The sequence below is a fragment of the Helicobacter pylori genome (assembly GCF_001653455.1).
In the GTDB taxonomy this organism is placed as follows: Bacteria; Campylobacterota; Campylobacteria; order Campylobacterales; family Helicobacteraceae; genus Helicobacter; species Helicobacter pylori_A.
In genome coordinates, this window is record NZ_CP011486.1 from 771,704 (window position 1) to 794,496 (window position 22,793).

Here is a 22,793-nt window from a genome sequence, read left to right on the forward strand (position 1 = left end):
TGTCTAAGATCTGTAAGAAAAAATTTTCTTTGAATGGTGTTGGCTTACTCAATTTAGAATTTTTAGTTTATACTAAGGGTTAACATGAACTATAAAGTTGCATCTGCTAAAAATATCGCAACGCTTCTTTTTTTATTCTCTTCTCAAAGTCAGGCTTTTGATTTGGGTAAAATCGCTAAAATTAAAGCGGGTGCTGAAAGTTTCTCTAAAGTCGGCTTTAACAATAAGCCCATCAATACCAATAAAGGGATTTACCCTACCGAAACCTTTATGACGATTATGGCTTACATGCAGGTGGATTTTACCGAGCTTTTACCCAAAAGCGCTACGGCTAACGGGCATCATTTAGACGGGAGTCTTGGAGGTTGGGGGGGTGCTGTTATTTATGATAGCACTAAAGACTTTATTAACGAAGTTACAGGGAAACCCTATGGATCTATGGCTTGGAACTATGTGGGTTATTGGGGCGGTCTTGTGGGGCAAAAACCATGGGCAACTTGCGGGCTAGCTACAGGGAATTTGACCCAAGGCCAATACGATAAGATGACTCAAGCTGAAATGACGCAGTTATCCGATCAAGAAGCTTTAGCGGCTTCCACTTGCGCAAAAACTTATGCCGATCACACGAGAAACTATGTGATTTATAACGCCTACTTGCGCTACAACTACAAAGATATTTTTGAAATTAGAGGCGGGAGATACGAATCCCCAGCGGATTACATGAGTGGTTACAACCAAGGCTTGGATATGACCTTAAATTTAGGGAATTTCAAATTCTGGTGGTTTAGCTCTTTTGGTCGTGGCTTTGCCTATAACGAGTGGCTTTATAATTTCTATTCGCCCAAAACCTACACCCTTAAAAACGGAAAAACCATAAACCCTGGGGTGCATGCCTTTTACATCATTTGGAATTATAAGGGTTGGAGCATTCAGCCTTTTGTCTATTTTTCACCCTTTAACGAATACGACCCTAACTTTACGATCACTTATGATAGTAACCCCACTTTTACCGGTTTAGGGTTCCGCTCTCAAACGGATGTTACCGTGCTTAATCCTTTTTACGCTAAAAGTTTTTGGGACACCTATCAATTTGGCATGCCAGCCGGTAAAAACGCGCACAGCTTGATGATCAAACAAAAGTTTGAATGGAATGAATACAATTTTGGTTTTGGGATTTATAAATCCTTTGGGAACGCTAACTGGATGATAGGCTACCATGGTAACCGCTTAGGCTTTGACTTTTGGACGAACAGCGTTTATGCGAACACCCTTAACTCTTTGTCTTATATGATGGATGCGAACGCTTTTACTGTGTTTGCCTTTGGCGGTGGCGTGCATAGGAAACTCCTTTGGGGTTTATTAGGGCGTTTGACTTACGGGCCTAGGGCTAATGAACAAGTCCTATCGCTCAACTTAGGCTATAAATTCACTAAAAATTTCTCAGCCGACATTAAGTTTGAGTATTACAATGTGTTGATGCATCAAGGCTATAAAATGGGGTGGAACGGGCCAAAATTAGACAGCCAACCCGCAACCGATCAAGACAGAAGCCACATTTTTACCGAGATAGTGTGGAAACTTTAAACCCCTTTGACACCCCTTTTTAAAGGGGGTTGTTAAAAACGCCTAGCCATAAACACCCGTTAAAATAGCTGATACTTCATTTTTAATCTTAAATCAAAAACCATTTTACCGCCCCTTTTAGCTTAAGACTTGTTTGCAAAAAGCGTTAAAATTTTTAAGTTTTTTTATCCCAACCGCACGAAAAACTCCGTCCTTTAGGGCGGAGATATAAATGCATAGCCGTTAGGCTATATTTAAGCTAAAAGATAGCAAAATACCTCCAGTCTTTTTGGGGTAGGAAATATCCATGCAGACTTTAAAGAACAAAGCCTTTCGTGTTAGCGTCCGTTGGGACGCTTTAGTTAGGAAGCTCCTTGCTTTAGCAAGGGGCGGTTTCACTACGCTATGGGTATTTTTGGCTCTGTGATACTAAAACTTTTATTTTTAAAAATGGGATTTTTTTGTTTTATCATTTTAAAATTTGTTTTATTAAGCTTATAGCAAAACTTAAAAACTCATTTTTTAAGTTTTATTTCAAACTCATTTTTTAAGGGGATAGGGGGTATTTTGAAATCATTCTCCCCCTACAACCCCCAACTAAATCCCCCTAAAAGACCGCTTTTTTTAGAGGCTATCGCTTGATAAAAATCAAGCTCTTTATTATTGATTGTAAAAAATGCTCATTTTTTAACTTCTTTTTGTGGGTTTAGTGGTTTGAACGCCAATAATTTTTCTCGGTAATACTCGTATTGCTTTTTTCTCAATTCTATTTCGGCGGGGATACCGGATTGCAAATCGGTGGTTAGAGCTGAAAATTGATCCAAAATCTTAACGATCTCTTGTTGGATTTCTAGGGGTGGGATGGGGATTAAAAAATTTTGTAGTATGTTTGCATTCAAGTTGTTTATTGTTGTTGTATTCAAAGATTTTTCTAAATATTGTTTAAAAATATTACTTGTAAAAATATGATACACAAAGCGACTATTTACCTCACGAATTCTAATCACTCCCATAAAGCCACCAAAAACATAGTTAAGATCTGTATTGATAAAAGCTACTTTTCCTATATGTTCGCTACTTCCACTCCCAGCACAAATTAAAATGTCGTTTTTTTTAAGGTATTGCTCTTTTTTAATTTTTACATTTTTATTGATAACCTTAATCTCTTCAAAATTTAAATAATTTGATAGCGTTATATTATTTGCTCGTAATACCTTAATTCCACATTCTAGGTCATTGATTTCTTGATTTTTTTTATAAGTAACGCCTCTTATATATTCCCCAATATCCCCCAACTTCCTAAACCCCACCCCATCAGGCGCCAGGGTTTGGAGTAAGGCTTTCAAGCGTTTGGGGTAGGTTTTGTGCGCTAATCTTTCTTTAGCGTCTTTGTGGCTTTGGTTGATGTCGTTAAAGTCTAAAAGCATGTTTCGGTAATACTCGTATTGCTTTTTTCGCGCTTTTAATTCTGTGTTTAATTCTGTGATTTGCATAATGTTATTACTAGAAATGCTATAAGGTATAGCGCTTCTATTTGAAATAGAATATAAATAATTTTGCATGTTTGTTAATACATAATAAAGGTATCTATTGATTAGGGTTTCGTTTGGAATAACAGAAAAACAAACATCATTCGCCCAAAACTTTTGATTTTGCCAATTGACAAATCCGGCGGTTCCATATTGAGCTATAGTGATTGTATTTTCCTCTCTGTTATATTCATTCAAATACCCCATAAATCCTATCCCACCAGATACAACAGGATATTTTCCTTTATCCAATATTTCTTTTTTTGTAACCCTTTTACCTCTAATTATTTCACACACCTCCCCCAACTTCCTAAACCCCACCCCATCAGGCGCTAGGGTTTGGAGTAATTTTTCTATTTTGTTCATTTTTGCCTCCTTAAGCTTCTAGCTCTTTAATGATTAGATCAAGGCTTTAAGCCCTCATCGCACGCATGGAATTAGCCAAGGCTAAAAGCGTAACCCCCACATCGCCAAAGACCGCTTCCCACAAGCTCGCTACCCCCATAAGCCCTAGCACGATAAAAACCGCCTTAATCCCTAAAGCAAACAAGATATTTTGCCAGATGATGCTTTTTGTTTTTTTAGCGATCGCTAGGACTTTCACTAGCGAATTTAAAGAATCGTTCGTGATGACAATGTCCGCGCTTTGCTTGCTCAATTCTGAGCCTTTCCCCATGCCAATCCCCACATCAGCGCTCGCTAGAGTTGGCGCATCATTGATGCCATCGCCTACAAAAATCGCCGGGGCTTTATAGCGCTCTTTAAAGGTTTTAAACACGCTCGTTTTTTCTTCAGGCAACAAGCTCGCATGATATTCGCACCCTAGAGTTTTTGCAATGCTTTCAGTCGCGCTTTTCCTATCCCCACTCAAAATGCAAAAATTTTCTATCCCTTGCGCTTTTAAATCCCTCAAACACTCTATGGCGTCATCTTTAATCTCATCGCTAATGACAATGTAGCCGATATAATTTTGGTTAAAAGCCACATGCACGATCGTGCCGTTTTCTGGGGAAGGGCTGTGCGCGATATTGAATTGATCGAGCATTTTTTCATTCCCTGCGATGATCAAATCCGTATGGCATTGCGCTTTAACCCCCATTCCGCTCAATTCTTCGTAATTTTTAATGTCATGCTGGTGCTTATCGTCTTTTAACATTTCTTCGCAAGCTTTTTGAATGGATAAAGCGATGGGGTGCGTGGATAAGAGCTGCGAACAAGAAGCGTAATGCAAAACTTCTTCTTTAGAATGCCCGTTTTGCGGCACAATATCCATCACCTTAAAAACGCCTTTAGTCAAGGTGCCGGTTTTATCAAAGGCGATGCTTTTAGCTTGGGTAAGCACCTCTAAAACATGCACGCCTTTCATTAAAATACCCTTTCGGCTCGCCGCTCCCACGCCTCCGAAATACCCCAAAGGCACAGAAATCACTAACGCGCAAGGACAGCTCACCATTAAAGCCACAAGCCCCCTATAAATCCACTCATCAAAGCTCCCCATAGAAAACAAGGGCGGTAATACAGCGATCATTAACGCAATGAATAAAACGCTTGGGGTGTAGTAGCGTGAAAATTTAGTGATAAATTTCTCCGTTTCGCTCTTTTCATTCGTGGCTTGCTGGACTAAATCCACCACTTTAGCGATAGAAGAATCTTTATACCTTTTTTCTACTTGAATTTCAAGCACCGCCTTTAAATTCAAACTCCCCCCTAAAACTTTGGAATTTTCTTTAACATTAACAGGCATGGACTCCCCGCTCAACGCCCTTTCATCTAGCAAACTCTCGCCTTTGATCACCACGCCATCAACAGGCACTTTTTCGCCCACTTTCACCACCACAATGTCATTGATTTGCAAATCTTCAGGTGCAACGCTCACTAGCTCATCGCCCTTTTTCAAATAAGCCAAATTAGGAGCGACATCCACTAAAGCTTTAAGGGATTTTTTAGAGCGTGCAATAGCGAGTTTTTGCAAAAACTCACCCGCTGAATAAAACACCATAATAGAGACGCTTTCTTCATAAGCCCCCACGCAAAAAGCCGCAATAGTCGCAATGAGCATGAGAGCGTTTTCATCAAAGAATTGCCCTTTTCTAAGCCCACGAAACGCCCCTAAAATCACATCTTTACCGCTTATGAGATACACTAATGCTAGCACCACAAACACCGCTTTTTCAATGAAAGGGCTAGGATCAAGGTGCAAGATTAAAATCGCGCCCAAAAAGACAATAATCGTGCTGATGAGTGGGGTAAAACTCAAGGGCTTTTCTACGGCTTCTTTAAAAGACAGGCTCAAATGCGGTTCGTTTTGCTTGATGAAAGCCTTAACCTTTTCAAAATCGCTCGTATCCAAAAACAACTTACTGGTGCTGAAATTGATTTGAGCTTTTTTCACATAGTCTAGTTTGTTCAAATCCCTTTCCAATTTAGCTGCACAATCAGGGCAATCCAAATTATGAATGTGGTATTCTTGCATTTTCTCTCCCTTATTAAAAAATTTTAAGAAATTTTTCTAAAACTCAACGCTTTAAGCATGTGAGATTTTTCTATATTCTCGCAAGCGTTTAAATCTGCAATCGTTCTAGCGACCTTTTTGACTTTATTGATAGAGCGCATGGACAGATTAAACCTTTCAGCCGCCTGCTCCAACAACTTTTGCGCTTCAAAATTTAAAGGGCAAAATCGTTCGATCTGCTCTTCATTAAGCTTACCATTAAAAACGCTTTGTTTTCTTAACTTTTGCTGTTTGAAAGCTAATAATACTAATTGGTGCATTTCTTTTGAAGTCCAAGAGTGCGACGGCGCGTCTTTATAGCTCCCCTCTTCCATTTGCACAAACAAATCAATCCTATCCAAAAAAGGCTCGCTCAAGCGGTTTTTATACTGCGTGATTTCTCTATCTTGACAACGGCATGCTTTAGTGGTGCTGAGTAAATTCCCACACAAACAAGGGTTTTGAGCCCCTACAAACAAAAAAGAGGTTTCGTATTCAATCTTACTATGCACTCGTGAGATCACTAATTTATTGTTTTCCAAAGGCTCTCTTAAGGCTTCCAAAATATCCTTTTTAAAATGGGGCAATTCGTCAAAAAAAAGCATGCCGTTATGTGCCAATGCGATTTCGCCAGGTTTTGGCTCTTTTAAAGAGCTTGAGCCTAAAATGCTGGATTTTGAAGCGCTTTGGTGCGGGTTTCTAAAGCTTCTTAAGGGGTAATAGGCGCTGTCTTGCTCGCTTAAAATGCGTAATTTTGTGGCTTCTAGGATTTCATTCAAACTTAAGGGAGGTAAAATATAACGCATGCGATTAACGATCATGCTTTTACCGCACCCTGGACTTCCTTCTAAAAGCAGGTTATGAAACCCGGCGCTAGCGATCAAAGCGGCTTCTTTAGCGATAGCTTGCCCCCTAACTTCTTTAAAATCTAAAGCGTAGGTGTCTGAAAAATAATACTCTTTATGGTGGATTTCTATCGTTTCAAAAGGGAGGTTTTTAATGTGGGTGTGCGCTTTGATTTCAGGGTTTTGCAAGATTTCTAAGGCTTCTTTAAAATGCTCCACAAAAAAGCATTGCAAATTAGGAATGAGCGAAAAAAGCTCTTCATTCGCTTTAGGTGCAATGATTTTTGCATGGGGGCGTTTAATGGCAATGTCTAAAAGCATGGGGAAAATGTTAGAATTGGGTTTGATCTTGCCATCAAGCCCTAACTCCCCAAAAGCAAACCACTCTTTAGCGCTTAATTCTTGTTTTTGCAAAGCGATTAAAAGAGCGATAGGCAAGTCAAAATGGCTCCCGGATTTAGGCAAATCTGAAGGCGAAAGGTTGATGGTGATTTTTAAAGGCGGGAAAGTGAAATCGTTATTTTGTAAGGCTGATTGGACTCGCTGCTTGGCTTCTTGGATAGAATTGTTAGCAAGACCTGAAATCACAAACGCCGGTAAAGCCCTTGTGAAAGTCGCTTCCACAGCCACGATTTCTGCCACCCCCTTTTGCATGGTCGCGCAAAATATCGTGTTAATCATGGCTAGGACTTGTTTTTGGGATTTTTATTTAATTCTTTGAGTTCTTTTTCAAATTTTTTACGCTTCAAAATGGACAATTTATCCACGAATAACACGCCATTGAGATGGTCTATCTCATGCTGAATGGCTACCGCTAACAACTCGCTCGCTTCTAAAACTTTCACTTCAGCGAAGCGGTTTTGATACTCTATTTTAACCTTTTCAAAACGCTCCACTTCTTCATAAAACCCCGGCACAGACAAGCACCCTTCTCTATACATCATTGACCCCTTCGTTTCTATCCATTTAGGGTTAATGATTTCTAGGCAATCCTCTTTATACTGCACGCCATCTTCTCGTGGGAGGTTGATAAGCAGCATTCTTAAGGGTAAGCCCACTTGAATCGCCGCTAACCCTATCCCTTCACTTTCTATCATGGTTTCATACATGTCATCTAGTTGTTGGTGGAGTTTTTCATCAAAAGAAACAACCTCTTTAGAAATCGTTCTTAAGATTTTAGAAGGGTAATGGATAATTTCTAATAACGCCATGCGATCACTTCACATTTTTTTGCAACACTTTATCAATCAAGCCATATTCTTTAGCTTCTTTAGCGCTCATGTAAAAATCCCTATCCGTGTCTTTAGCGATTTGCTCTAAGCTTTGCCCTGAATTTTGAGCCAAAATAGAATTCATCAAACCCTTAAGCCTGAGAATTTCGTTAGAAATGATTTCAATATCGCTCGCTTGCCCTTGAGCCCCCCCTAAAGGCTGGTGGATCATAATCCTTGAATGAGGCAATGAAAAGCGCTTGCCCTTAGCCCCACAGCTCAATAAAAACGCCCCCATAGAAGCCGCTTGACCGATGCAAATCGTAGAAACATCAGGGCGGATAAAATTCATCGTATCATAAATACTAAGACCGCTTGTTATCACCCCACCAGGAGAATTGATATACAAACCAATGTCTTTTTCAGGATCTTCAGCTTCCAAAAACAAGAGTTGGGCCACAATAGAAGACGCCACGCTGTCATTAATCTCACCGCTCAATAAAACGATGCGATCCTTTAAAAGGCGCGAGTAAATATCATAACTGCGCTCCCCACGATCGGTATTCTCTATCACATAAGGAATGTATCCCATCATCTCTCCTTTTTAGCCGTTCAGCCCACTTGAGTTTTTTGAGCGTTGGGCCTCATTTTTTCTAAAATTTCTTGTTGCTCTTTAGATAGGTTTTTATCTAAGAAATAAGTCAGCACCCTATCTTCAATCATCGCCATTTTCACCGCTGCTAACATGTTGTTTTTGCGGTATTGCTCAATGAGATTTTCTGGGTTTTGCCCTGTCATCAGCGCTTCATAATACAAGGTTTGAAAGACTTTATTATCATGCACGCCAATTTTTTCTTCTTTAGCTAAAGCGTCAATGATGAAAGTGATTTTCACGCTTTTTGTCGCATCATTCCTAAAACTTTCACGCTTTTCTTTGGCTTTTTCTTGATTTTCTTGCAAGGATTTGACTTCCTCTGCTTGCATGGAATAAAGAGCGTTCCTGAATAACAAATCCATTTCTTGCTCTATGATCGTTTTAGGCAAATCAAAAAGGATTTTTTCATCTAAATTTTCAATCAATTTTTCTTTCAACTCTTCATTGTAGAGCCTAGCCTTATTTTCTAAAAATAATTGCCCTTTAACCCTTTCTTTTAAAAGCTCCAAAGTCGCATTTTCTTCATTAGCTAAGACGATTTTAGCGAGTTCGTCATTGATTTCTAACACTTCACGCGCTTGAATCTGGTGCAATTTCACTTTAAAAAGGGCTTCTTTACCGGCTAAATGCCCTGCATGATAATCGCTAGGGAAAGTCAAAGAAAATTCTTTCTCTTCACCTGCTTGCATGCCTAAAAGAGCTTTTTCAAAATCTCCTAGCATTTGCTTACTGCCTAAAATCAAACTGAAATTTTGAGCCTTGCCCCCTTCAAAAGGCGCATTGTCTATAAAGCCTTCAAAATCAATCGTTAATTTATCGTCGTTTTGAGCTTTTTTTTGAGCGTCAGTGTCTATAAACTTCGCATAGTCTTTAGCGAATTGTTTCAAACGCTCATTAACCTTTTCTTCATTTGGAACTTCCACTCCCACGCTAGGCACACACTCTTTGATCTGGTCTAACACGATCGTGGGTTTCAAGCCGATATCCGCTTCTATTTCAAAATGCGTGTCTTTTTTTTCAAATTTAGTGAAATTGGGGCTACCGATGAGATCCTTAGCTTCAATCCCTAATTCTTTAAGAGCGTTTTTTAAAATCTCTTGAAACATTTCTTCTTGGGCGTCTTGCTCAACTTGAGCTTGATAGCGACTTTTCACTAAACTAAGGGGGACTTTACCTCTTCTAAAGCCGTCAATCTTAACTTTTTGGGCGATTTTTTGAGCGATTTTATCATAACGCTTTTCTAAATCTTCAATGGAAAGTTTAGCACTCAAACAAGCGTTAGCGGTGTCAATCTTTTTCACTTCAAGATTCATCTTTTTCCTTAATGGTTAAAAATTAAAGTTTTATAGTCATTATAGCTTAATTTATTTTAATTCCGGTTTATAAAAAGCGCTTTTAATTCTAATTTTCAAAAATTTAAAAAAACTAAAAATCATAAGTTGAAGTGAGGTAGACAGAGATATTGCGCTTGAAATGAAGGGTGTATAAGGGGGTTTCAAAATAATCGTTGGTTAGAAAGGGAATGCGAGCGCCAAATTCTATCGCCCAATTCTTATACCTTGAAAAGCGGTAGCGATACCCCACATTCAGCATCACTTGAAACATGTAAGGGTGATAAATGCTTGAAGGATCTTTAGCCCACTTTTTAAAAATATTTGTTTCATAAAACCAAGTTTCTCCCACGAAATTCATTCCTAAAATCAGCGTTCCAAACGCGCGTTTGTATAAAAAGTCAGCTCCCACGCCATAAAAAATAGCGTTAATAAAAGTCTCTTTCCTTTGCAATTTTTCTCTATACCTTTTAGGGATTTGCGAGCTTTCTCTCAAACTATCGCCTAACATGCCTTTATTTTTAAGAAAAAAACCATAAGCATAGTCCAAAGAAACATAAACACGGAAACCATAACGCTCTTTTTTAGGAAAAAATTGTTTATAGCCATAAATCAAACTGACTTCAGCGAAAGGAATGTCTCGGTATTTTGAATGGTTTTCAAATTTTTCCCTACTCTGTAGCCATGACATTTGCACCACGCTTGTGCCGTAATAATGAGAACTTTTGTCTATGTTAAAAGGCTTTCTCGTTGGCTTTTTAGGCTTAGTGAAACACGGAGGGTGGGTTTTACCCCTTAAACACTTCTTGGCTAAAAATCGTTGGTATCCTAGATCTTCTTCTTTGACGACCGTATAGGTAACTAAATCATCAGCCCTTAAACATGCGCTTAAAAAGAACGCTAAAACCCCCCTTTTGAGAAACCTGTTCAAGCGTTCTTTTTCTTATCTGTTTTATCGGTTTCTCTTGTTTTTCAATTCCTTGGCGTCTTTTTGATAAGATTCCAAACTCTTTTGAGTGAGTTTTTTGTCTATTTCTTGCATAATATCCATAAAAATCTTATTCAAAGCGCTCTTAATCGCATCATTAGAATTATCCGTTCCCTTAACCATAGTGCTAACTAACCCCCCGCTATGGCTTGAGTGGGTGGTTCGCAAGAATTTTTGCTGAATATCCAACTCGCTCAAATCCATCGTGAAAGAATCCAAAGATTCCCCACTCATAGGCTCTATTATAGTAACCTTGATAAAACCGGCTGAAATCAAAACCCCTTCCATTTTGTCCAAACCAGTGGAAAATAATAACCCGGGTTCTGATTTTTTCTGTGTGGTTCTTTTAGGATCAGGGCGTAACACAATTTCCCCATTCATAGCGACAGCCAAATACCCTTCTTTTTTTTGTGCAAAAGAAAAATCGTCTTTATCGCTACTATCCACGCTAATAACCTTATAGCCTTGATTTTGTAAAATCTCTTCAACCTTAATTGCGGTTTGATTTTTGAATTTATTTTCATACTCTTTAGCAATATTGTCGCTATATTGGAAAGCTGGCCTTAAAAGCAAAATCTTTTCGTCTAACGCTTGAGCTTTAGCGCTAGCTGGATGGTAATTCAATTTCAAAGCGACTTCATTAGTTTCAATAATGTGCGGGCTGCATCCCACTAATAACGCTACCACGCTCGCGCCTAAAAGGCATTTTTTCCATGCAAAATCCTTAAAATGACCATTTTTTTTCATCGTTCTATCCTTGATTGTAATATTTTAAAATTCTACAACAAACACGAAGCAACCAACACGCTTTTGTTGTCAAAATGTTATTTTACCCTAACATCTTTAGATTATTAGATTTTTTTCTATTTTTTAGCGTTATAATCCCCACTTTTGCCTCCACTCTTATGCTCTAACATCACACCGCTAATCACCATGCCCTTATCAATGGCTTTCACCATGTCATAAATGGTTAAAAGCCCTATGCTCACGCTCATTAAAGCCTCCATTTCTACGCCCGTTTTAGCTTGAGTTTTGACTCTTGCATAGAGTTTAAAACTGCAAGTCTCTTTTTCTTCTAAAATATCAATATCCACCCCATTGAGCATGATTGAATGGCACATGGGAATGAGCTCGCTTGTCTTTTTAGCCCCCATAATCCCAGCAATAATTGCAGTCTGTAACACCGGACCCTTTTTAACGCAATGATTAACAATAGCGTTATAAGCTTCTTCATTCATGCTGATACGACCGCTTGCTAGAGCGATTCTTTCAGTGGTTTCTTTATCCCCTATATCCACCATTTTAGGCTGATTTTCTTCATTCAAATGAGTGAGTGGCATTCTTTTTTCCTTATTGTTTGGGGCGAAACGCTTGAATGTTTTTTTCATTCACTTGCATGTAATTTCCTAAAATCAAATCCACGCAATAAGGAATGGCTGGAAAAACCGCCTCTAAACATTCTCTAATGCTTTTTGGCTTACCGGGAAGATTGAGAATCAAACTCTTGTTCCTGATGCCAGCGCTTTGGCGCGATAGAATCGCTGTAGGCACGTATTTCAAGCTGGTCATTCGCATAAGCTCTCCAAACCCAGGAAGCATTTTTTGGCACACTTTTTCTGTGGCTTCTGGGGTTACATCTCTTAAAGCAGGGCCTGTGCCTCCTGTAGTAACGACTAAATCGCATTGATACTCATCGCACATTTTAATCAGCGATTTTTCAATCAATCCTCTTTCGTCAGCGACAATTTCATAATGAAATTCTAAAGGATTGAGCAAATATTCACGCAACACTTCTTGTATCGCTTTACCGCTTAAATCTTCATAAACCCCTTTTGACGCTCTGTCGCTTGCGCTCAAAACGCCTATATGAATCGTTTGCATTCAAACTCCTTTTTAAGCTAAAATCCCGCTCCCTTTTAAAAGGTGGCTTCTTTCTTTGGCGTAGATGCGTTCATTATTGACTAAATCGTATTTCCAAATAGGGGCGTTACGCTTAAAATCTTCAATAAAATTTTCGTATAATTCTAAGGCGTTTTTTCTATTCTTTCCCATTAAAACGCATAAAAATGAGCTTTGCCCTATCAAAACATCGCCTAAGCTGTGCGCCATTTTCAGCGTTACGCCCCAATCTTTGGCTCTATGGTGCCATTTTTCAAACCAAGCCTTTAACAACGCTTCATGAATATCAAAACTCAAGCCTTGAAGGTGATTTTCTTCTCTCACAATCCCCACAAACACGCAAAACGCTCCAAAGTTTTTAGCACAAGCCTCTTCTTGATAGGCTTTTAAAAGCTTGTCAGTATCCAACGCCCCTTGAATGATTTTTAACACCTAGCCCCCACAAACCGGTGGCAACAAACTAATCACATCGCCATCTTTTAAAGGCGCATCTAAATTATCTATTAAACGATCATTAATTGCGACAGCGCAAACGCTCAACCACTCTTTTAGGCTCTCTTTTTCTTGTAAAACCGCTCTCAATTCCCTTAAATCGCTCGCTTTGATGAAAAAATTTTCTTCTTTTATGGGCCCAAAAAACCGCACTTCTACCATCATTTTACCCTTATATTAAATCTCTTAAAAGCATGATTTTAAAATGTTTTTAAAACCCCTTGGCACTCATGGTTTTCACAATAAATGCCCCATTTTAAGTTTTTTGACTTCCAAATACCCTTGATTGTGTTCATTAGCGCACACGATCAAGCTCTCTCTTGTAACCTCAGCGTATTTTTCTAAAGCGGCGATTTTCTTAGGGTTATTCGTGAGCAAGCGTATTTTTTTAATGCGGTAATATTCTAAAATCTCGCCTGCAATGCTATAATCCCTTTCATCGTCTTTAAACCCTATCATTTCATTGGCTTGAATGGTATCATAGCCCTTATCTTGTAAAGCGTAAGCATTGACTTTATTAAACAGCCCTATCCCACGCCCTTCTTGGCGCAAATAAATCACTAGCCCCCCTTCTTTAGAAATCCTTTCTAACGCCATTTGCAACGCCCCTCCGCAATCGCATTTTTGAGAGCCTAGAGCGTCGCCGGTTAAGCATTCTGAATGCAAGCGTACTAAAGGATTTTCTGGAAAATCAAGGGTGAAAATCACTAAATGATCTTTAGAGCCATTAGAGTTTTTTTCTCTAAAACACTGGATATAAAACTCCCCAAATTGAGTGGGTAATTTGGCTTGGTTAGAAACTTCTAATCGTTTCAAGAATACTCCTAAAATTAGTTTAAAAACGCATCTTTTAAAAAAAGGTATTCTATCAAAACTCTTTATAATTTTTTTTAATAAAATCTTTTAAAATACCAAGGGTTCATTCTTTGATATATTCTTTAATATCCCCATCGCCCCTAAAACTAGTTGCTCTATTGTAGATTTGAGAAATCAATACATTTTTGACTTGATTGAGTTCTACTCCCTTTAGGGCTGATTTAGGGACTTCAATCACTAACTGATTAATATCTTGGTCGCTTAAAAGGTTATCCATCTCAAAGATAAAATCATAGTGCTTGGTTAAGCTGTTGTATGTGATGTCTTTTACTAACGCATAAATTAGGTCTATTTTCTCTGTTTGTCTTATCGCTAATGAAATGTCGTTGGATAACTTAGCGCCAACATTGATGAGCTGATTGAGTAGGTCTTGTTCGTTAATGAAGCAATACCTAGCGTTAGTGTTAAATGGAGTGGCTTTAAGGGGTTTGTAAGTGTTACCTAGCACGCTATCCATAGTAAAGGAATTGTTTAGGTCATAGGAGTATGCAGGAACCCACTTGGTTCTTTTTTCGTTATCAATCAAGCTTGGTGCGTTTAGAATTATTAGCGCTAATGAAAATGTTTTTGAAGTCGCTTGACATAAGGTTTCTTTTTTAAAATTTGTAAGTCAAATTCAAACCATTAGGGCTTAGACTGGAATGGATTTCATGTTTATTGCGGATCCCTAAAGCTTCCCCAAGCCCTAAATCCCTAATGATAAAACCGATAGGATCCATCAGTGCAATAACCAAACGCCCCAAAAATAAAGAGCCAAAAAGCCTACCCCCATTGCGTTGGATATAGCGCGTGAGCTGGTAAAACCCTTCCCCTAGAATCGATCCTAATAAAGGCGTGATCACTAAATCCTGCCAGCTAGGCACTTCCACAAACGCTTCCAAGCCATATTCCCAAAAAACCGTAGAAGTGATAAAAGAAAAAAACGCCGAAGTTATCCAGCTAAACCCAGCCATGCGCGGTTGCATATAATACATAGCCCCAAAATAAGGGTGCAAAATTTCATTGAAAATAAAACTATCGTTGTCTAGTTTTGGCCCCATGCGGACATTCTCAAACCAACTTTTGATGCCAAACTTTTCTCTATCCCAATTCGTTACGCTCTCTGGCATGAGATACAACCCTATAATCCCTATCACCAACGATACGCCCAAAATCCCAATGCTCGTGCCTAAATATTTCCAACGGCTATTAGGGGCATAAGGGATCGTATTGCTTTTTTTAAACTTCTTTCTAAAGTGTTGCCAGATAAGATTTTTAGAGGGGCGTCTGAGCGTTTCTTCTAATTGAATGCTATTAGCGTTTAAAAAACTACAGCCTAACCCCCAAACCACCACGCAAACCACCCAAATTTTTTGGAATGTTTTTAGAAATATTTTTAATAGTATTTTTAGAAATATTTTTAATAGTATTTTTAGGAATATTTTTAATGAAATTAGCATAAACTCTATTATTACTCTCATCAGGTTGCAAACTTTATTGCTTGACTTAAAAAGAGTTTATTATATCTTAAAAATATTGCAACGCATTCAATCAAATGAAACAAGCTTTAAAGGCTAATCGTTTCTACAAGTCTAAGCCCAAACCCGCTCAAAGCTTGGTACTGCCTGTCTTCAGAAGAGCTTAAAAGCCTAAAATCCTTTATCCCCAAATTTTTTAACACTAACGCCCCAATCCCAAAATCTTTAACGATATTATTTTCTTTAGAATGGGTGTTCATAAAAACCAAATAACCCCCCTCGCGCTTCAAATATTCTAACGCTTTAAAAAACACTTCAAACGCATCAGTCGTTAAAAAATCAAAATCCTCTTTGATAGGGTGGAAGCGCACTAAAGGGGCTAAATCGTTGGCTTTTGCACCTTTAAACTTAAAAGCGTAATGGTTTTTTTGCTGGTGGTCTAAAAAAGTGTAGCATTGCGTTTGGTGTTTTAAAAATTCTCTTTCTTCTTGACAAAACATTTTAAGCAGATTTTCATTTTCCAAACGATAGCTGATCAAATCAGAGACATAAAGGGTTTTAAGGTTGTGTTTAAGGGCAAAATCGCTCAAAAATTTATCCCCTCTCCTCGCCATAGAGCCATCTTCTTTCATGATTTCACAAATCACGCTCACCGGTTTTAATCCAGCCAATTTGCACAAATCCACGCTCGCTTCAGTATGGCCCGTGCGCGCTAACACGCCTCCATCTTTAGCGATCAAAGGGAAAATATGCCCCGGGCGCACAAAATCGCTCGGTTTGGTGGTGTCTTTGCACAATAATTCAATCGTTAAATGCCTTTCAAAAGCAGAAATCCCGGTTTTGGCTTCTTTAGCGTCAATGGATACCGTGAAAGCGGTTTCATGGTTAGAATCATTCACGCTAACCATAGGGGGTAATTCAAATTTTTTCGCTAGATCTTTGGTTAAAGACACGCAAATCAACCCCCTGGCATGCGTGGCCATGAAATTGATTTTTTCAGGGGTGGAAAAAATCCCGGCTAGAACCAAATCCCCCTCATTTTCTCTGTCTTCATCGTCCATGACAATCAGCATTTCGCCATTTTTATACGCTTCTAAAGCTTCAGTAACTCGTTTTAAAACCATTCTAACTCCCTAAATCTCATTCCCCCTAATCTCATCCAATCAAAACTTAATTGAGATTGTGAAAAAAGAAATATAGCATGTTTAATAACGATTATTACTTTATTGTTAGTGAGGAAAAAGCAATTTCAAGATATTCCATTGTTTGATCGCGCCTTTATGCAAAGATCGGCCTATCCTAATGCTTAAGGGTAATTTTTTAGGCCTTTGTTTTTCTGTGTTGGAATTTTGAGCGTTCATTGCATCGCAAAAAATCGCAAATTCTTCTAACACATAGTTTTTAACCCCATGCCAATAATGCCTATCCATCACGCAATCTATGGGCATAACCCATTTTTGCGCGCTGTATTTCAATAATTTTTGCGCGGCTTTTGGGGCTAAAACATACCCTTGAGTGCCAATACCATCTTTAAAATTTAAGATTTGAGAAACCCCTTTAACGGAAGTCTTTTTTTTAGCCACATTTTCTTCTAAATGCATCAAACGGATATAGCCTAATTCGTTGATGTGTTGGTAACAAAACTCTAGGCTTTCTTTAAAATGCTCTTTTAAAGCGATGTCATCTTCTAAAATACAGATCGCTTCATTGAGTTCTATGCATTTTTGCCACAAAGAATAATGGCTCGCATAGCACCCAAGCTCCCCAAACCCCATCCTCTTCCCGCAATGCTTGAGCGCGTAAAAGAAATTTTTGAACGCGCATGGGGGGTGTTTTTTATCTTTACAAAAAGCCAACAAATCTCCAACCGCAAAAGAAGGGTGCAAATGCTCTAAAATCAAGGGGTGCAATTGAGTGGGAGAGGTTTTAGAATAGATCGCATCAAAGATTTCATAAGAGATCCCTTGAAGTTTGAGACTCTTTAAAAGGGGAGCGATACGGGTTTCTTTTAAAGAAAAATCATGACAAGTTTTTGGGCTTAAATGGATAATAAAAACACGCATGTTAGCCTTAATTCTTAATACAAATAAAATCAATGTTAAACTTGATTACATTCTAGCACAAATTTTAGTAAAATACGCATCATGTTAGAAAATATTCCTATCACCATTCAAAAAAGTAAAAAGATTAAAACCTTAAGTTTGAGCGTAACGCCCTCTTTAGAAGTGTTTCTCAAAATGCCCTATTCTTGCTCTCAAGCCAGGGCGAACGCTTTTTTAAAAGAGCAAGAAATTTGGCTAAAAAAAACCTTTCCAATCATGCAAGAAAAATACTCACTCCTACAAACTAACCTACAAACTTATAAAAACAAAATCCTCATCTTTGATGAGGTTAAAAACGCTAACGATTACACCCTAAAAGATCTTAAAAAAATCCTAAAAACTTACTTGGATCACAAACTCCCCTTAATCGCGCAAAAAATGCAAACTGCATACACCAGTTTTAATATTAGAAACAACGCCAAGGTTTTAGGGAGCTGCTCTTATCATAACCGCTTGAGTTTTGCGTTATTGTTGATTGGTGCTCAAAAAGAAGCCATTGATTATGTCATCATTCATGAGCTCGCCCACACGATCCACAAAAACCATTCTAAAAATTTTTGGCGTTGCGTGGAAATCTTTTGCCCCAATTACCAAACCCTAAGAAACCATTTAAAACAAAATATTATTTTTTATTCCCAACTGCTCAAGCCATTGAAACCCTAAATTTTAAAAATTATAGCTCACATACGCCGTGATGCTCCTAGGAGGAGCGGCTTCTTTACCATTAGGGCTAGTGCCTATCCCGCTAAACCAATACTTCATGTTAAAAATGTTATTGACTTGCAAGCTCGCGCTCACGCTTTGCTTTTTGCGTTCCCACAAAACGCTAGAAATTTGCAAATTCCACACCCAATACCACGGCGTCATGCCCGCTGTTTTGGTGGTGATAGCCCCATTTTTAATCGTGGGCGCATATTGAGTGAAAGGCACGGTGTTTAGCGCATCGCTATAAGTTCGGCTATAAAAGAAAGAGCTTAACCCTATCGTGGTTTTAGCGTAAGTGTAACTTGCGTCTAAAATAAACTGGTGCGGGCTTACAAAAGGGAGTTTCTTGCCAAAAATGTCTTTTTTAGGCCCTTTAGGATCAGCAGGGTTAGTAACCATCGTGTGGCTTGTGATAACAGCGTCTATGAAAGTGTAAGCCGCATGGAAATTAAGCCCTCTAATAGGCGTGTAATATAACTCTAACTCCACGCCTTGCGATCTCGCATTCACCGGCTCTCTGTTATCCCCATAGCGCCCGGTAAAATAGTGGTTCGCAAAAATCACAAAATAATTCGCGTTAAAACTCACTTGATTGTTGAAATAATAGCGTGAGCCGCCCTCCATGACATTAAAGATTTGAAAATAATCCGTGCTTGTGCCTACAAAACTACCGATATTGCTGAATTGGGGCGAAATGTAACTTCTTTGATAATTGAAATAAAACAACCAATCTTTAATGGGTTTATAGCCCACATTCACTGCGGGATTCCACTGGTTATAACGATCTTTAATCGTTTTTGGGGTTTGCCCTACCTTAAAAGGGGGAGCGTCTTTTTTTTCATAATTTAAAAAGTGTATCTCAACCCTGGCGTGATTGTCAGCATGCCGTTGTTGAAATTGATTTCATCGCTTGCATACACGGCGGTATAATTGTTGAAATTATTGAGTGAAGTCCCTGGATCAAACCCACTCCCATTAGGCATGCTAGGGTTTTTCCTGGTGGTGGATCGGCGGTATAAATCTTCAGTTAAAAACCGCATTCCCATATTAAAAGTTTGCTTGACTTTGCCGGTATTGACCACGAGATTGAGTTTTGGCTCAAAGGCATTCACCACAAAGCGGCGGATATTGTCAAAAAATTGCCAACAAGGGCTATTCGTATCGCTATAAGAATACAACCCGCAATTAGGGTTAGTCGCGCTAATCTTTCCTTTCCCTTTAAAGGGGAGAATTTGGTTTTGACTGCTCATATACACGCTTTGGTATTGGTTGGAAAACCCAAAATCCCTGCTCATGTCATGCGTGAAATAAGTGAATTTAAAATCTCCTCCCACTTTCCTATCCGGATCGCCAAAGTAGTTTTGATACACGATCCCAAAGCGTTTGGCTCGCCCTCCATCTTGATTGTCAGGGCGCTCGTTAATGAAGCGGTTATAAGCGTAATCTTGCGCGCTTAAAGTGCCTGGATGGTAAGAGTTGTATTGATAATATTGATAATAAGCTTTAAAAGTATTGGTCGCATTAATCTTATAAATCGCATCAAGCAAGTAGTTTTGCACCTTTGTGGGGCTATCTTGCCTAAAACCCTGCCCATTAATCCAATTGCCTTGCACGCTAATGCCTATATACTTACCCAACATCCCGGCCGTTCGCCCATAAGTGTTAAACAGCATTTGGTTGCCTAAAGTTTGGGCTAAGGGCTTACCCTTTTCTTCGGGATCTACAAAATTCCCATTGGACGAACGCCCCCAAAAAGTGATCCTTTCAGCCGCTTGATTTTCCCACTCTTTAGGGATTTCTTTCGTGATGACATTCACCACACCCCCAAAAGTGTTAGGCCCGTATTGGATGCTCGTGCCTCCTTTAATCACATCAATCCTATCCACTGACTGGAAGGTTACAGGAAAAATCGCCAGTTCAATATTAGAATACGGCGCGCCATAAATAGGGATACCATTGACTAAAATCATGCCCGTATTGCTATGCCCGTTACCGCCCCCACCAAAACCGCGCACCGAAATTTTAGGCAGCACGCCTGTGCCTGTAGCGTCTCTAATTTGAATCCCTGGCACATTTTGCAAGGCGTTTTCAATATTCAAATTACCCGTTTTTTTGAGTTCTTTGTTGGAAATCACGGTGCGAGAACTTGTGGCATTACGCACTTCTTCACTTTGCCAAGAAAGCGGGGCGCTTGAACTGAACTTTTGCTCAGTGGTTGTAACTTTTTTTAAAAAATGGTGCTTATCTTTCGCGCCCACCAAAGAGCTAAAAGAAAAAGTCAAAACACCCAACGCTAAAAAATAAGGAGCTTTTACTATCAAATAATCATTCATTATGATAACCTTTCTCATTTAATTAAAAACCGGCATACTATATAAGAATAATTATTATAATTATCTTAAGAATTGAAGTTTGATTTTATTTATTTACAATTTGTTATTAAAACAATTTGAAAAAGGTTTTTGTGTTTTTTAAACAGCTTAAGCGTTTTTTAAAAACAGAATGTTATGGGGTTTTAGGGTGCGTTATTTATAAATTTGACGAAGAAACCATTACAACCGCTATTGCAAAACCAGCGTCATGGCTGATGCTCGCGCTCAAGCTTTGGATGTTAAAATAGTTCATTTTTTCTTTGGAAAGGGTGATTAAGGGGGCGTTTTTAGGGCTTTTAGAAATGTGCATGTCTAGAAAGCTCAATTCCTTGCCAATGCCCACTTGAAGGGCTTTAGAGCAAGCCTCTTTGAGCGCGAAAAACCCGGCGATCGTGCTTGATTTATCCTTGCATAAAAGAATCTCGCTTGGCGATAAAAAACGCTTTAAAAACTTCATTTTAAAGCGTTTCACGCACTTTTCTATCCTAGCAATAGAGACAATATCTATGCCAATCATTTAAAATTATTGAATGATAAAATCAGTGAAAAAAACATTCTTAATAAAGCCATCAATCAAAAACGAATTCAAATGGCTTTTAATTTCATCTTTAAGCTTGTTTTTACCCTTATTAGTAACCACCTCTTCCACGCTTTTAGACGATAGGATTTCTATGATCGTGTCCTTAATCGCTGTGTCTTTGACCTTGACTTCATTTAAAAGTTTTTCATTACTCAATTCCAACGAAATAGAAGCTTTAAGGTAGCGTCGGCCATTTTGAGAGACTAAATTCACCGCAAAAGGCGCATCAATCGCATACAAAGGCCCAAGCACTAAATATTGTTGGATATTAGAGCCTTCTTTGGCTTCTTGATTTTTGTTCGCCATAGGATTAGCTTGAACTTCTTGGGCGTTTTTAGGGGCATTTTCTTTAGATTCTTCCTTATTCCCCATCAGCAGCATGATAATCACCCCCACCAATAAAAGCATCACTAACACGCTCCCAATGATGACAAATAAAAGGGTTTTGCTTTTTTTTGGGGGTTGTTGTGCGGTATTTTCTTGTTCTTCTGCCATGCCTATTCCTATTGAAAATAAGTTAAAGTCGTTTTCCCGAATTTTTTCTGTTTGATTATAGCTAAAGTTGCAAGACTTTTAGGCATTTCATGCGTGCTTTCATGCTCAAACACCACTAAAAGATTTGTTTGATTAAAGCGTTCCAACAACCTTTCTAACGCTTGAAAACATTTTTTATAAATCCCTAAAAACCCGCTTGTTTCAAAAGGCGGATCCAAATAAAGGATATTCAAAACGCCATTTTTTAAGCGCAGCGTGGGCAAATGTTTGAAAGCGTCATCTAAAAAGGTTTGGATTTCAATTTCTTTTTTCAAGCGGTTTTTAATAAGAGAAATATTTTCTAAAAGCGTGGCATGAGCGTCTTTATTTTGCTCAAAAAACAAAGCGCTCTTTGCTCCCCTACTCAAAGCCTCTAACCCCATAGAAGCGCTGCCTGAAAACGCTTCTATAAAATGCGCCCCTTTAATTTCTGCTTGCAAAGTGTTAAAAAACGACTCTCTTACGATCGCTTTGGTGGGGCGTGTGCTAGAAATTTTAGGCAAATTCAACCCTAGCCCCTTGCAATCCCCCCCAATAATCTTAAATTTTTTTACTGGTTGATGATTTGGCATAATTTTTGAGTGTATTCTTCTAATAATTTTTGGATCTCTTGCTCTTTAGAATATTTGATTTCTTCGCAAGGTTTTTCGCTCTCTTTTAAGGCGCAATAAAAATTTTTTACATCTTCTTTCACGCTCTGTTTGGTGAAAGGCTTTCTTAAGCATTCTTCTATGGAGCATAGGGGCTTACTAATCTCTAGCTTTTCATCATCGCTTAAGACAAAGTCGCAAGCTTCCACAGGAGAAAGGCAATCGCTCAAATAAAATTCCAAACTTTTTTGGTGCAACAAAGACTTGCAAGAAAGAAAAATTTTCAAAAAAACCCCTTTTTTACTTTCAATAGTTTTAAATTGTTTCAAATTATAGCAATTCTTTCTTTTAAACACCAACCTTAACTAAATAAAGCTAAAAATTGTTTCATTTTGTAAAAAAGAAAAATAGAATGTTAAAAGTAGGGTTCAAGTAACACCTTTTTTTTGGTATAATGTCGCCAGGTAAGAGCAAAAGGCGTATTATATTCCTTCCTTCTTTACTATAACTTAGCATTTTAATAAACTTTTTCATTAAAATGTCCTGATACTCTTACCTTAATTGAGAAAGTGG

General features: G+C 38.5%; 23 protein-coding genes and 2 pseudogenes. 2 read left to right on the forward strand and 23 right to left on the reverse strand.

The annotated features are described in order from the left end of the window. The first annotated feature begins 84 nt into the window (after window positions 1–84). Window positions 85–1,584 carry an outer membrane beta-barrel protein HofF gene (gene hofF / locus AA977_RS03630; protein ID WP_064434623.1) on the forward strand — a complete coding sequence of 500 codons (1,500 nt, stop codon included), beginning with the start codon at window positions 85–87 and terminating at the stop codon, window positions 1,582–1,584. Between the two features lie 659 nt (window positions 1,585–2,243). Here the strand turns inward: hofF and AA977_RS03640 are convergent. The 18 genes and pseudogenes from AA977_RS03640 to AA977_RS03720 all read right to left on the reverse strand — a co-directional run bounded on the left by AA977_RS03640 (window position 2,244) and on the right by AA977_RS03720 (window position 17,400). After that, a complete protein-coding gene (locus AA977_RS03640) occupies window positions 2,244–3,458 on the reverse strand; it encodes a restriction endonuclease subunit S (protein ID WP_064434624.1) in 1,215 nt (404 codons plus the stop codon). Between the two features lie 46 nt (window positions 3,459–3,504). Beyond that, window positions 3,505–5,565, reverse strand: coding sequence for a heavy metal translocating P-type ATPase (locus AA977_RS03645; protein ID WP_064434625.1), 2,061 nt, complete (start codon window positions 5,563–5,565; stop codon window positions 3,505–3,507). A 23-nt stretch (window positions 5,566–5,588) separates the two neighbouring features. Further along, window positions 5,589–7,109 carry a YifB family Mg chelatase-like AAA ATPase gene (locus AA977_RS03650; protein WP_064434626.1) on the reverse strand — a complete coding sequence of 507 codons (1,521 nt, stop codon included), beginning with the start codon at window positions 7,107–7,109 and terminating at the stop codon, window positions 5,589–5,591. Window positions 7,110–7,111: 2 nt separating this feature from the next. Further along, window positions 7,112–7,639 (reverse strand): peptide deformylase, encoded by a 528-nt coding sequence (def, locus tag AA977_RS03655; protein ID WP_064434627.1) that lies wholly within the window; start codon window positions 7,637–7,639, stop codon window positions 7,112–7,114. Window positions 7,640–7,643: 4 nt separating this feature from the next. Next, entirely contained in the window at window positions 7,644–8,231 is a 588-nt protein-coding gene (gene clpP, locus AA977_RS03660; protein WP_000540573.1) for an ATP-dependent Clp endopeptidase proteolytic subunit ClpP, read from the reverse strand. 20 nt (window positions 8,232–8,251) lie between these two features. Then, the gene (tig, locus tag AA977_RS03665; protein WP_064434628.1) at window positions 8,252–9,607 is read right to left on the reverse strand and encodes a trigger factor; all 1,356 of its coding nucleotides are present in this window, start codon (window positions 9,605–9,607) and stop codon (window positions 8,252–8,254) included. A 112-nt stretch (window positions 9,608–9,719) separates the two neighbouring features. After that, on the reverse strand, window positions 9,720–10,556 hold the full coding sequence (locus AA977_RS03670) for an outer membrane protein (protein WP_064434629.1): 837 nt from the start codon (window positions 10,554–10,556) through the stop codon (window positions 9,720–9,722). 21 nt (window positions 10,557–10,577) lie between these two features. Beyond that, window positions 10,578–11,360 (reverse strand): flagellar sheath lipoprotein HpaA, encoded by a 783-nt coding sequence (gene hpaA / locus AA977_RS03675; protein WP_064434630.1) that lies wholly within the window; start codon window positions 11,358–11,360, stop codon window positions 10,578–10,580. Between the two features lie 116 nt (window positions 11,361–11,476). Then, entirely contained in the window at window positions 11,477–11,953 is a 477-nt protein-coding gene (gene moaC / locus AA977_RS03680) for a cyclic pyranopterin monophosphate synthase MoaC (RefSeq protein ID WP_064434631.1), read from the reverse strand. Between the two features lie 10 nt (window positions 11,954–11,963). Further along, entirely contained in the window at window positions 11,964–12,494 is a 531-nt protein-coding gene (gene mog / locus AA977_RS03685) for a molybdopterin adenylyltransferase (protein ID WP_033602201.1), read from the reverse strand. Window positions 12,495–12,506: 12 nt separating this feature from the next. Further along, on the reverse strand, window positions 12,507–12,944 hold the full coding sequence (locus AA977_RS03690; protein WP_064434632.1) for a molybdopterin synthase catalytic subunit: 438 nt from the start codon (window positions 12,942–12,944) through the stop codon (window positions 12,507–12,509). Beyond that, entirely contained in the window at window positions 12,945–13,166 is a 222-nt protein-coding gene (locus AA977_RS03695) for a MoaD/ThiS family protein (RefSeq protein WP_064434633.1), read from the reverse strand. 75 nt (window positions 13,167–13,241) lie between these two features. Further along, window positions 13,242–13,820: a GTP cyclohydrolase II gene (ribA, locus tag AA977_RS03700; RefSeq protein WP_064434634.1), complete on the reverse strand. Its 579-nt coding sequence runs from the start codon at window positions 13,818–13,820 to the stop codon at window positions 13,242–13,244. A 271-nt stretch (window positions 13,821–14,091) separates the two neighbouring features. Then, window positions 14,092–14,394: pseudogene (locus AA977_RS08100) on the reverse strand (hypothetical protein); the annotation flags it as partial. 82 nt (window positions 14,395–14,476) lie between these two features. Continuing rightward, window positions 14,477–15,214: a DUF3943 domain-containing protein gene (locus AA977_RS03710; RefSeq protein ID WP_253764819.1), complete on the reverse strand. Its 738-nt coding sequence runs from the start codon at window positions 15,212–15,214 to the stop codon at window positions 14,477–14,479. Further along, complete coding sequence (locus AA977_RS08105) at window positions 15,189–15,350, reverse strand: hypothetical protein (RefSeq protein ID WP_253764820.1); 162 nt, start codon at window positions 15,348–15,350, stop codon at window positions 15,189–15,191. Before AA977_RS08105 ends, AA977_RS03710 begins: the two co-directional genes overlap by 26 nt. Before the next feature lie 76 nt (window positions 15,351–15,426). After that, window positions 15,427–16,461 (reverse strand): bifunctional 3,4-dihydroxy-2-butanone 4-phosphate synthase/GTP cyclohydrolase II, encoded by a 1,035-nt coding sequence (locus AA977_RS03715; RefSeq protein ID WP_064434636.1) that lies wholly within the window; start codon window positions 16,459–16,461, stop codon window positions 15,427–15,429. A 105-nt stretch (window positions 16,462–16,566) separates the two neighbouring features. Then, window positions 16,567–17,400 carry a glycosyltransferase family 25 protein gene (locus AA977_RS03720; protein ID WP_064434637.1) on the reverse strand — a complete coding sequence of 278 codons (834 nt, stop codon included), beginning with the start codon at window positions 17,398–17,400 and terminating at the stop codon, window positions 16,567–16,569. Window positions 17,401–17,481: 81 nt separating this feature from the next. Between AA977_RS03720 and AA977_RS03725 the strand changes: the two genes are divergently transcribed. Then, window positions 17,482–18,102: a M48 family metallopeptidase gene (locus AA977_RS03725; protein WP_064434638.1), complete on the forward strand. Its 621-nt coding sequence runs from the start codon at window positions 17,482–17,484 to the stop codon at window positions 18,100–18,102. A gap of 3 nt (window positions 18,103–18,105) precedes the next feature. Here AA977_RS03725 and AA977_RS03730 read toward each other — a convergent pair. The 5 genes and pseudogenes from AA977_RS03730 to AA977_RS03750 all read right to left on the reverse strand — a co-directional run bounded on the left by AA977_RS03730 (window position 18,106) and on the right by AA977_RS03750 (window position 22,507). Further along, window positions 18,106–20,477: pseudogene (locus AA977_RS03730) on the reverse strand (TonB-dependent receptor family protein). A 196-nt stretch (window positions 20,478–20,673) separates the two neighbouring features. Next, a complete protein-coding gene (gene acpS, locus AA977_RS03735) occupies window positions 20,674–21,033 on the reverse strand; it encodes a holo-ACP synthase (RefSeq protein ID WP_064434639.1) in 360 nt (119 codons plus the stop codon). Window positions 21,034–21,039: 6 nt separating this feature from the next. After that, the gene (gene fliL, locus AA977_RS03740; RefSeq protein WP_020972443.1) at window positions 21,040–21,591 is read right to left on the reverse strand and encodes a flagellar basal body-associated protein FliL; all 552 of its coding nucleotides are present in this window, start codon (window positions 21,589–21,591) and stop codon (window positions 21,040–21,042) included. An 8-nt stretch (window positions 21,592–21,599) separates the two neighbouring features. Continuing rightward, on the reverse strand, window positions 21,600–22,202 hold the full coding sequence (gene rsmD / locus AA977_RS03745; protein WP_064434640.1) for a 16S rRNA (guanine(966)-N(2))-methyltransferase RsmD: 603 nt from the start codon (window positions 22,200–22,202) through the stop codon (window positions 21,600–21,602). Next, on the reverse strand, window positions 22,181–22,507 hold the full coding sequence (locus tag AA977_RS03750) for a hypothetical protein (protein ID WP_064435195.1): 327 nt from the start codon (window positions 22,505–22,507) through the stop codon (window positions 22,181–22,183). The genes rsmD and AA977_RS03750 overlap by 22 nt, the downstream gene beginning before the upstream one ends. Between the last annotated feature and the right edge of the window lie 286 nt (window positions 22,508–22,793).